Source organism: Altericroceibacterium xinjiangense, assembly GCF_003958635.1.
In the GTDB taxonomy this organism is placed as follows: Bacteria; Pseudomonadota; Alphaproteobacteria; order Sphingomonadales; family Sphingomonadaceae; genus Altericroceibacterium_A; species Altericroceibacterium_A xinjiangense.
In genome coordinates, this window is the sequence record NZ_RSEK01000026.1 from 1 (window position 1) to 10,034 (window position 10,034).

9 protein-coding genes and 1 pseudogene are annotated in these 10,034 nt (G+C 58.8%); 2 read left to right on the forward strand and 8 right to left on the reverse strand.

From position 1 onward, the window contains the following. Positions 1-204: 204 nt before the first annotated feature. Positions 205-756, forward strand: a pseudogene (locus ELY13_RS13910) (IS3 family transposase); the annotation flags it as partial. A gap of 660 nt (positions 757-1,416) precedes the next feature. On the opposite strand, the gene ELY13_RS13915 reads toward ELY13_RS13910, so the two are convergent. Genes ELY13_RS13915 through ELY13_RS13925 form a run of 3 tightly spaced genes read right to left on the reverse strand, consistent with a single transcriptional unit; the run spans position 1,417 to position 3,352 of the window. Next, positions 1,417-2,370: a replication initiator protein A gene (locus ELY13_RS13915; protein WP_126174514.1), complete on the reverse strand. Its 954-nt coding sequence runs from the start codon at positions 2,368-2,370 to the stop codon at positions 1,417-1,419. Further along, positions 2,367-2,699 carry a hypothetical protein gene (locus ELY13_RS13920; protein ID WP_126174515.1) on the reverse strand — a complete coding sequence of 111 codons (333 nt, stop codon included), beginning with the start codon at positions 2,697-2,699 and terminating at the stop codon, positions 2,367-2,369. The genes ELY13_RS13915 and ELY13_RS13920 overlap by 4 nt, the downstream gene beginning before the upstream one ends. Further along, positions 2,699-3,352 carry a ParA family protein gene (locus ELY13_RS13925; protein ID WP_126174516.1) on the reverse strand — a complete coding sequence of 218 codons (654 nt, stop codon included), beginning with the start codon at positions 3,350-3,352 and terminating at the stop codon, positions 2,699-2,701. Before ELY13_RS13925 ends, ELY13_RS13920 begins: the two co-directional genes overlap by 1 nt. A gap of 748 nt (positions 3,353-4,100) precedes the next feature. On the opposite strand from ELY13_RS13925, the gene ELY13_RS13930 reads away from it, so the two are divergent. Then, complete coding sequence (locus ELY13_RS13930; protein ID WP_126174517.1) at positions 4,101-4,691, forward strand: PEPxxWA-CTERM sorting domain-containing protein; 591 nt, start codon at positions 4,101-4,103, stop codon at positions 4,689-4,691. Positions 4,692-4,714: 23 nt separating this feature from the next. On the opposite strand, the gene ELY13_RS13935 is transcribed toward ELY13_RS13930, so the two are convergent. The 5 genes from ELY13_RS13935 to ELY13_RS15630 all read right to left on the reverse strand — a co-directional run bounded on the left by ELY13_RS13935 (position 4,715) and on the right by ELY13_RS15630 (position 9,532). Then, positions 4,715-5,767 carry a cellulase family glycosylhydrolase gene (locus tag ELY13_RS13935; RefSeq protein WP_164549825.1) on the reverse strand — a complete coding sequence of 351 codons (1,053 nt, stop codon included), beginning with the start codon at positions 5,765-5,767 and terminating at the stop codon, positions 4,715-4,717. Positions 5,768-5,811: 44 nt separating this feature from the next. Further along, on the reverse strand, positions 5,812-6,651 hold the full coding sequence (locus tag ELY13_RS13940) for a helix-turn-helix domain-containing protein (protein WP_126174519.1): 840 nt from the start codon (positions 6,649-6,651) through the stop codon (positions 5,812-5,814). A gap of 487 nt (positions 6,652-7,138) precedes the next feature. After that, positions 7,139-8,038 (reverse strand): replication initiator protein A, encoded by a 900-nt coding sequence (locus ELY13_RS13945; protein ID WP_126174520.1) that lies wholly within the window; start codon positions 8,036-8,038, stop codon positions 7,139-7,141. A 182-nt stretch (positions 8,039-8,220) separates the two neighbouring features. Further along, the gene (locus ELY13_RS15415) at positions 8,221-8,865 is read right to left on the reverse strand and encodes a L,D-transpeptidase family protein (RefSeq protein WP_241233726.1); all 645 of its coding nucleotides are present in this window, start codon (positions 8,863-8,865) and stop codon (positions 8,221-8,223) included. Beyond that, the gene (locus tag ELY13_RS15630; RefSeq protein WP_338142333.1) at positions 8,858-9,532 is read right to left on the reverse strand and encodes a PEPxxWA-CTERM sorting domain-containing protein; all 675 of its coding nucleotides are present in this window, start codon (positions 9,530-9,532) and stop codon (positions 8,858-8,860) included. Before ELY13_RS15630 ends, ELY13_RS15415 begins: the two co-directional genes overlap by 8 nt. Between the last annotated feature and the right edge of the window lie 502 nt (positions 9,533-10,034).

A 10,034-nucleotide genomic window follows, 5' to 3' on the forward strand; every position in this document is an offset into this window, starting at 1 on the left:
TCGAGACAATTGCCCAGCACCAGAACCTGCGCGACATCGGATGCGGCATCGGTCAGGGCTTCCTCTACTCGCAAGCCGTGCCTTCTTCCCAAGTGCCGACGCTCCTTGCACGTCCTGACGCTTGGGCAATGCCCCGGACATAACCAAAGGGGCCTCAGCAACCTTAAAACCTCCGCTTCCGACAGGAGGCGAAAAAGGAGTGGGGTAAGGTTCGCCTTTGTGGAGAGCTGGCGTCATGTGTGGCCAGTGGAGACGATCTGCCGTGTTCTGCATGTCAGCACTCGCGGCTATCGCTCCTGGCGCACGCGACCGACCAGCAGGCGGGCGCGGACGGACATGAAGGTTCTGGCGCACATCCGGGAGCAGTACAGCCTGAGCCTTGGCAGCTATGGCCGCCCTCGCATGACGATGGAACTCAAGGAGGCGGGCCTCAATGTCGGCGAGCGCCGAGTTGGTCGGCTGATGCGGATCAACGGAATTAAGCCAGTCCGCACTCGCAAACACAAGGTGACGACCGACAGCCACCATCGCCTGGGTGTCGCAGCGAACTGGCTAGACGGCGATTTCGCTGCCGACGCACCCAATCGCAAGTGGGCAGGAGACATCACCTACATCTGGACGCAGGAGGGCTGGCTCTATCTCGCCGTCGTCCTTGATCTGCACAGCCGCCGTATCGTGGGCTGGGCAGTCAGCGATAGGATGAAAAAGGATCTGGCGAGTTCAATCCGGCCTATGACAGTGAGAGCGCTGCGGCCTGAGAACGCTGTTAAAACCGATGCTGCCAGCGACGAAATAATCCTGCGAAAACGTGGGCCGTGTGGGATTTCTACCGACAAACCGACGCGCAGGAAGGTGATGAGGTTGTTCTGCAGCGTGAGGGTGAGCACAGCTTCAGCATAGCTCCTGTCCGCAATGTCTGAGCGTAAACTGCTGTTCTTGCACCTGCATTGACCTACTGGAAGCCTGCGGCCTCTTGGCCGCCCTTGTAACGGCGACAGCTGTCACGGAGCAAAGGCGTATTGGCCGCTGGCCCGAAGGGTCAATACCGCCATCTGCCTAACTGTCCGGCTTGGTGTGGCGTCTGCGTTAAGTGATTCTGTTAAAGGAATAGTTAAGGTAGTTAAGGGCGAAAAATTGGTCAAGAAAACGCTGTTTTTCGGGAGGTTACGTGAGAGCCCGGTGGGTGAAACCCCGTGTTTTGGTGTGTGATCCCCCGATAGGGCGGTGTGTGATCCCCCGAACCAAAGGTGGGTGAAACCCCGATGCTTTGGGTGCCGAAAGCTGCTTAATGCAGCAGTTATCCACAGGCGTGCAGAGGTCGGCACATTCTCCATGGCAAATGCAAGCCTTCGCGGCGCCCGTTTGCTCGGTGTGTGATCCCCCGATAGTTGGCCCCGGTGTGTGAAACCCCGATAATCAACGGCGGCGGACGAGTTGGTCCATACGCGCATCGACCTCTTCGGCTCGCTGCCGTTCGGCGATGAAGCGAGCGCGCCGTTCTTCCTCGGTGCGCTTCTTCTCGGCTAGTTCCAGTGCCTCGGCCTCGCCCCGCAACCGGAACAGTACTGCCGGGCAGTTATCGGCCGTCTGCGTCAACTCTATGCCATATTCGGGTAGCTGATCGGCCTCGACTACCCGCCTCAGCATCCTGTTGAACTCTTTGGGCTTGGCATCGCTACCGGTCTTGTCTCGAAGTACCTCAACCCGGCACACCCACCCACCGCGCTGCGTACCGGCGTGCTTGCGCGCGATGCGATACAGCGCCCGCTCCAGCCCTCCCGACAGCAGGAAATAATCGGGGTGCATTGTGAGCAACGATTTCTCATTCACAATCCCCTCGTAAACCCAATCCGAGAGGGTCAGCGTCATACCACGTGGCTGCTCTGTCTGTGCATCGGTATCGAAAGTCCAGCTATCCAGCCAGTTGAAACCCGCCTTCTGCCGGCGCTTCGTCGCGCGGATTGAGGTCGTGATGGAGGTTGTCTGAAGCCGCAAGAGCGCCGCCTGAAGCTCCTGGTAGTCGCGACCGCCGGTGCTGCGCTTGATTGCGCGCAGCAGGTCATAGGGTGTGGTTTTCAGCGTTCGCGGCAGATCATTGACCCCCTGCTGCTTCATGCGATTCAGTGTCGATGCGGCCCAGATCAGGATATCGGCATCCCAGATCGTCGCCATCCCGTAATCGGGAATAGCCTGCACACGCACCCACGCTTCACCATCCGGGCTGCGGTATTCGATCGGCTTCAACCGCTTGCGCTTCTGGAGTGAGAAGAACGGCCGCTCCATAACCTCCCGCTGATCCTTGAGGGAGATGTCGCCTAGGGCCGGAATGAACAGGTCGAACTCAGGGTTCGGATCGCGCCGCTTGCTCACGGGGCAAACTTCGTGTGGCCACGCGTGACCAAATACTGGCGCAGCAGCCGCTCCGTAATGACGGTAAGCGGCTCACCGCCTTCCTCGACGCTAAGCTGACGCAGAGTGCGGTGCATGTCCTCAGGGATGTGGATCAGCACCGGCTTCTTGCCAGGGTGGCTGCTCCGTCGAGCAGGCGCCGTCCCCGCCAGTTGGCGCGGATTGCTTGCAGGTGCGCGCTTCATCTGCGCCTCGGACTCCTGCACCGGCGTAGAAACCTGTGCTGGAGTCGGCGCCGTCTCGGGATCGTCATCGAAGATGCCGGCCAGTGCGGAAGGCTTCTTAGCCATTATGCCGCCTCGCTTACTTGCTTAATCGCATAACCGCTTAGTCGCTTAGCCTCTCTGTATGCTGCGCGGAGCTCGGCCGCCGCCTTACTGTCGGAATTCGTTTCCGCTGCGGTCTTCCCGAGCGGCGTGGCTTTGTAGAAGTCCTTGCGAAAGTGGAGGCGGCTATCGAACAGCGTCACGCCTTTTGCCGTAAAGCCGGCATGTGCCTCCTGCCCTTCCCCACCTTGATGCGGCACCTGGGTCAGGATGACAGCAAACGGGGTGCCCGCCTGCTGAACCTGCTTAACGGTTTGCAGGACTGAATGAATGTCCAACCCCCGCGGTGCGACGGGTATGATGACAAAGTCCGCCTGCTCGGCCGCGAGCATGGCGATATCCTTCGAGTTCGCCGGCGTGTCGATGATAATGAGGTCTATCTTGCCGCTACCGCGCCCCCGCGAGACGTGGAGCGGGAGGCCAGCAACACTGCTATCCTTCACCGTCACGTCATCGTTGTCGCGACGCTCCGACCAGTAGAGTGCTGACCCCTGACGATCATCGGCATCGAGGATCACGACGGATGCTCCTTCCTGAGCTGCCTCAACAGCGAAGCCGGTAGAGAGGGTGGTTTTGGACTGCCCTCCTTTTTGCGCGATCACGGCCCATACCTGCATAAAAACCTCCCACTAAGCGGTTAAGCGATTTATACAGCTTATCCGCTTAGTGCAAATCTTAATCGCTTAATCGCTTAATCGCTTAGCTCTGCTCGTCCTTAGTCTCCGGCCCAGCTTAGAGCGCTGCCGCAAGCGGCGCTGTGTTGTCCGATGATCGAGAATAGGCCGTTCGTAATGCCTGCAACCCTTCTCTGGCGCCCACTGCTTCCCGACTTGGTGTACAATCATCTCGGCCGCTTCCTGTTAGCGCTTTCGTTCAGCGATCCGCCGCTGCTCACGTAGAGCGGTGCCAGACTGACCAATGCCACCGCTCCGCCTTTGCAGAGCTGGCCTGGCAAAACTGCACAGCGGGTAAGTGGATTTTCTGTCTGACGGCGGCGAGTGTGGCCGCGTGACAGAAGTACAGATAAGTAACAGACCACGGCGGAGTTGGCGCAGCCCGAACCAGATCACGACTTGGCGCTCGCAGTTTCTGGAAGGGGCTGCCGGTGTATTTGGCAGCGAGATGCGGGATGAGGCTTCTGAGCCAGCGATTTTCAACACCGACCAAGGCAGCCAATTTACCAGTCTGGCCTTTACCAGTTCGAGGAAACAACCGGCAGACGACCCACTTAGCCGTTGCCGATCCCTGTCCAGACCAACCCGGCCACCTCTGTCTCCGTATTCTTCGCGGAATGTCCGCTGTAGACATCAGCCTTAGCCAATGGTCAGTTACAGCGGTGAGTAGAATCGCTTACCCGGGGGCACCATGAAGAAGTTTTTCACGAGCGCGATTGCCGCACTGGCCGCGGTCGCCATACCAGCGACCGCAAATGCAGCCGTTGCCTACTTTAGCGGTTCTTCCGGGGACAGGAGCATCTCAGGCCAGATCACGTATGACCCCACGCTGCCTATGTTGCCTGCGGAGTACGTTCAGTATCATCCGTGGGGTACGATTTCCGAATACTTCCCCGGGGTTCTGAGTTTTACATCCGGAGATTTGACGAGGTCTAGTGACTATCTGCTGCTCGTAGGAGACGCATACGAGGGTAATGCAGAGGGTGCCAAGGATGGGATCGTCGCTATCGTTATGGCCAGCAGTAGAGAAGGCTACAGCCTCAATGCGAGTTATGGCGATACCACCAGCCTGACAAGCGGCGCAGTCCCTTCGGCCTTTCCGACAGGGTCCGGGACATTCGAGTACTCCTACGCCGGCGAAGGCTTCACTATGCCCGTCACTTTTTCCTCCGCCATTCCTGAGCCGGGCACATGGCTTATGATGATTCTTGGCTTTGGGGCTGTCGGGTTTGCCGTGCGTAGGCGCAAAGCTGACCTTCGCCTGACCCCCACGTTGGCATAGTAAGCTGCTTCCGGCAGCGCGCCTCAGTTGGCCGCTGCCGGATCGCCGGTCAGCTGGCGAGTATAGGGGGGCAATGGCGCCGTGAAGCGCTCGGCCTTCGGAGGGTCGATCTTGAAGATGTAGCTTTCCGGCCAGATGCGGCCGCCTCCCCACCAGGTAACGCCAAGCAGAACGTCGCTATTCGCCTTGATCGCGGCGATGGCTTCCTGACCGACAGCCTTACAGGTCGGGTGGATGCCGTAGCTGGAGCCGAATGCGCTCTCCGTGATGTACGCCTTGAGGCCACGTTCGCGTAGCTGCTCTGCGAACGTGGCGAACCCGCTTTCCTGCGCCGAGCACACCTCACTTGTGCCCGACGAGCCCCTGTTGAAGTAGCGGTGCCCGTTGATGAAGGTGCGCCCGAGGGGGTCTTTTAGCCCGCCCCCACGATCAATCGCGCAGGCCGCGCTCTCGCATGCCGCCGTTGCGCGCTCGTTTTTGTCAAAGCGAAAGGTGGCGCTCCACTGTGGATATTCGAGCAGGATTGGATGCCTGATGCCGTTCGCACGTAAACCTGCAATGATGATGTTGCTGTCGCGAGCCCACTGGTCCCAATCGTTCGTCAACACCGGGTCGTCGAAGCCCCTTGGCTCGTTTACGAGGTCAAGCATCACTGAGCCGTCATCGGGGAAGTGGCGGGCGAACTCAGTCCAGAAGGCGACCATTTCCTCCGGCGGGAGCCACTTGTAGGTATGGCTGTCCAAGATCATCGGCACGCCCTTCGAGCGCGCATAGTTAGTGAGTGTGCGCAGTTCAACGATGCGCTCCGGCGTCATCCGGTCAGGCTTGAACGGATAGCGGATCAGCTTGAAACCGAAGCGGTCGATATAGTTCTTCAGGTCAGCCAGGGAGGGGCGAACCGCATCGCCAAAACTTGCCTCGGCGCCTGAGAGGTTGGCTCCAAACAATGGGTCAGAGCACTTGCGTGCCTCATCGCGGTTAACGTCAGCGTCTTGGCTGCAGCCTACGACTGAAGAGGACACCGGGCGCGCCGGTGCGCTGCTGAAAGCCTGGATTGCCAGCAGAGATGCGATCAACGCCAACGGTGGGGTAAGATAACGGACTATAGCGGGTAGCCTTCTCAGGTCGGGTTAATTGATGAGCCACATTCTAATTGATTGGCGCCTGCGGCAAAACCCTGATCAAATGAATATGGTAGCTGTTGCGTATCTTTTTGATACTCGCTTTGCTTTCGATCGAGAGCAGCACCAAGACGTGCCAGAGCCTTGGCGAGCGGACCATCGGCGATTGTTTCCGCCAATTCGCGGCATGAGAGCTGGGAGCGCATTTGATCCATGTCCTTGGCCTGTTCCGTCTGTCGCTGCACCTCGTCGTCGGGGAGCGGGGCCGGGCGCATCCAGCGGGGCAGATAGGCTAGAACCGCCCGTGGTAGGATCGCCCGGTAGGCATTGGAGGTTTGCTTATAGCGAGGGCCGGGACCATCGGTCTCGATGCGCCTGAAGCGACGCTGACGCACCAGGAAGCCGATTGCCTCAAGAATGGTGAGCGCGCGGGCTACGGTCGCCCGGCCGAGGCCGGTCGCCTGCGCCAGATGGTCATAGCTGGGGAACACGCGCCCGCCGTTCAGACGAGACAGAGTCAGAATTTCCTCGAGTACGCGCACGCTGGCGCTCGTAAGTGTGGTCAGGCGGCGCTCGACCGTGGTGAGTATGCGGCCATCACGGCGCGCCTCGCTGCGCAGCTGGCGCCCGGCATCGAGAATACGGCGTGTCGCGCGCAGTATCCGGTCGGTCTCGCCTTGGGCGGGCGGCACGAAGAAGGCATGCTCGAATGTTCCAGCTTCGAGGCTATTGCGCAGTACGCGGGTGCGATGCGGTGCCCCGGACTTCGTCTTGCGCTGCGATATTTTCTGGCCAGCCAGAGCGCTCACGAGCGCCGAGCTTAAGGTATGCGTTCCCATTCGTCCCTCCGTGTGGAAGGCCGTCACCAGGCAAAAAGAGTGCGTGGCGCGAAGCGCGCATCCTTGAAACCAAGTTCAATTCGGAGTAAGGAGGGATTCTGTTGATCCGGTTCGACGTTTGCAGACGTCGTCCACTATCCGAATGGGATGCCCGGCCTTCGTGCCGGGCTTTCTTTTATGTAGTCACAGCCGCCCCTCTTGCTTCGATCTTCTACGTCCACGCCGGACCGCGCCATTGTTGCAATAATTTTCCTTGCGCCGGAAGCGCTTGCAGTTCGTGCTTTCGAGTAGGAAATCGGAAAATCGTTCGTGCTTTCGAGTAGAAATTGCCTCCTACGTTCGTGCTCTCACGTAGGAATTGCTCCCCTGCGGTCATGCTTTCGAGGAGAAAGGCATGAGCCTCACGAATCACTTCTGAACTCAGCCGCATTTCCAGGAAGATAGGGGCTCGACGGCCGATAATCAGGTAAGGGGAGGGGGCGGTGCCTTAATCGTCCTGCTCTGCCAGCAGCGCGGGCGAACGCTTCGAAATGATGACCTTGCCTTTGGCCGCCTTGCGCCCTGCTTTGCGTCCCGTCTTGGGGGCGTCGTGAAGCTCGGCCTCCTGGGTACTGCCTTCTTCCTCGATCAGCTGCAGGTCATAGTCTGGGATTGCATTGGCCTCTGCAATCTGACGCATGGCGATACGGAAGTTCGACAAATGGTTCTGAAAGCCGATCTGCAGGCGGAAGGTCTGGAGGTCGATCTCCAGAGCCTTATCGTCGACGCAGGTAGAGCGCGCGACCTCGTAGATGCGGCGCTCGATCGGTCCGAGCTGGAAGTAGGTGGCGGCGTAATCAAGCACCTGCCGGTCACGCAAAATGGCGCGGAACAGCCAATCACACAGTCGCACCTTGACCGCTTTCAGGCGCTTCTCGCCATTGCGTGATCGGGCGTATTGCAGCCGGGCCTCGGAAAGCCAGGAAAAGAACCCTTCCTCGCCTTCGCCGCCAGCCTCGATGTTGGTGCGGATCTGGGTACCCTGCAGACGTTCAAGCGCGTAGGCAAGCCGTGCGTAGGTTCGCGCGGAATGGTTTGCACCAGTGACGCTGAACAGGTCATGCGCGGTGAAAATGAAATCCTGTGCGACTGGCGCACCTGCTTCGAGCTTTGAAGCCATCAGACTGGCTATGTAGAGGACAATCTCCTTATCATAGATCGTCGCCACTCCGCGCGCGCTGGGCCGCACCTCGATCGAGACTGTAGGCGTCGCATAGGTGAGGGGCTTCATCCATGCGTTCTTGCTAAGCGCGAAGAACGGAAAGGCCATGAGCGAGCGCTCACCCCGAATTTCGCCGGTTAGGGGACTGTCGAGCCGGAACAGCTCGCCTTGAGAAATGACGCTCATCGCGTGCGTTATGCCGTGTCGCTAGCTGCGGGGCAATTTCTACTCGAAAGCACGAATTGCGGGGCATGAAACGCCCTTCGGATGTCGCGTGCCGATGTAGGCGACTAGGCTTCAGGACCCACCAGATCGCTTGCGGTGACATCAGCCGGTAATTCAATGTTGGCGTCAAAGCTTTGGGTTTCTCAGGCAGATTTCGACCGGATGATCTGAACCTGGTCTCCTACTTCTGATGCCTCAAAGAGGAGGTGAGCAAAATCGAGGGGGACGCCTACGCATCCGTGGGTGCCAAATCCTGGCCGAACGTCGCTTCCGTGAATAGAGACGCCGTCATTCGTCAGACGCAGCGTGTAGGGCATCGGAGCGCCATAGGTGCTCGAAGTGTGATCCCGCATTTTGGCGAGGATGGGAAACGAGCCAAGCGGAGTGTTGTAATCTTCGGCACCGTACAGAACGACGGCAGTACCGATCTCGTGCCCGCCTCTGAATACAGACATCATCTGGGTGTCGAGATCGACTCTGATCAGGAGCTTTCCCTCTGGGACTCCCTTCTCGTTCCAGCGGAACTCTCCATGCTGCATCTGATGAGCCACATTCAGAAATGAGCGTGTCCCTTGGGGGAGGAGTCTCGCCTCCGACGCCTGTTCGGCTTCCGCTGCACTGAGGAAGACGCGCTGTATGCCTGACAAAGCCGAGCGATGATTTTGGACTTGATTACCTGCGTCAGAAGAGGCTTGCCCACGCCAAGCTGTGGTAATTGTCAGTGCGCCCACGCTGGCCAGAACGATCAGCAGCGTGTTGGTTACTCTCTTGGATTTCTGTTCAGACATACGCCTCGCGCCTAATACGAGCGTTGCGGCGACGCAGGGCAGCGCCACACATACCCATCCCCAGGATCATCATCGCCCATGTCTGAGGCTCTGGGATCGTGGTGACAGGCGATGAGACTTGCCCACCCCCAGATGGGGGAAAGAAGCCGCCAGGGCCTCCGCCTACAATCCCACTCTCGGGCAGCATCGGACCAACGCCGTCCACACGTTGCAAAGTTACACCCCCAGGCCTTTGAGGCGCCGTTAGCATTCCGCCGGGCAGTACTGGGAGACCGGATAAGATATCCGTATTATCAGGAGGGAGATAATTCCCAAACCCGGCCAGCTGCACATCATGGAGTTCAGTGGCGGGCGCCTTGCTCTCCACGCGTGATTGCTGCTGTGCTAATCCTCCGCCGGACGCGGATGAAATAACATTCTGCGGTTGGTTTTTGGATTGCGCCAGTTCGCCCGAGGTTCGTTGCCCGGGCGATCGGGATAACAGGGAATGTAAAATTGCTCGCACCGAGGGTCCCGAGGGCAATGTATCAGTAGATGACCCTTGTGAGGAAACATAAGCAAGCCCCGCCGCGCCAACTGCTACCGCAAAGAAAATGCCCATAACGCTTTTGCAGTGTGCCCACAGCGAGACGAGCAGATTACGCGCACCGGAAAGTACTGAGTACATAAAACTCAACTTAATCTAGTTTTCCATGCAACATCACCGCGAACGCTGATGCTATGTTGCTATTATGATTATTAATTAACACACTGCGACGTGTTGTGTTCCTCCTGTTTGCGTTTTCCGCTCGCAAGTCTTACTCGTATGTAGAAATGGAGGCCCCGAAGCCCATCAGGCTGCAGGTGGTGTAACGCTGTTCCAATGATCAAAGCTCAAGCGTCCCGGCGAGCCGGGCGATGCTTCTGCCTTGCGGCCAGCGGTCCTATTGGAGGCCTCGCTCGACGCCAGCGCGATCTACTCGGCTGAGCGACGATTTTAAACGGTCAGCTAGCTAACAGGGCCGTGGCACCTTCGCGCACAGATCGACAGAAGAATTGGACTTCGATCGGCGCTAGCCATCCGCAATGCATTATCGCTGCCGCAGCCAGACAGCTAGGCTCAGGACCCATTAAAGGGATTCCCAAAGCAGCGCAGATTTGATTCACAGGCGGCGCAAGGAGGCGCTGTG

Bases quoted from the DNA above. Each gene is read 5' to 3' on its own strand.
- ELY13_RS13920 (WP_126174515.1), bottom strand. From the start codon at position 2,699: ATGGCTAAGAAGCCTTCCGCACTGGCCGGCATCTTCGATGACGATCCC.
- ELY13_RS13925 (WP_126174516.1), bottom strand. From the start codon at position 3,352: ATGCAGGTATGGGCCGTGATCGCGCAAAAAGGAGGGCAGTCCAAAACC.
- ELY13_RS13930 (WP_126174517.1), top strand. From the start codon at position 4,101: ATGAAGAAGTTTTTCACGAGCGCGATTGCCGCACTGGCCGCGGTCGCC.
- ELY13_RS13940 (WP_126174519.1), bottom strand. From the start codon at position 6,651: ATGGGAACGCATACCTTAAGCTCGGCGCTCGTGAGCGCTCTGGCTGGC.
- ELY13_RS13945 (WP_126174520.1), bottom strand. From the start codon at position 8,038: ATGAGCGTCATTTCTCAAGGCGAGCTGTTCCGGCTCGACAGTCCCCTA.
- ELY13_RS15415 (WP_241233726.1), bottom strand. From the start codon at position 8,865: ATGTCTGAACAGAAATCCAAGAGAGTAACCAACACGCTGCTGATCGTT.
- ELY13_RS15630 (WP_338142333.1), bottom strand. From the start codon at position 9,532: ATGTACTCAGTACTTTCCGGTGCGCGTAATCTGCTCGTCTCGCTGTGG.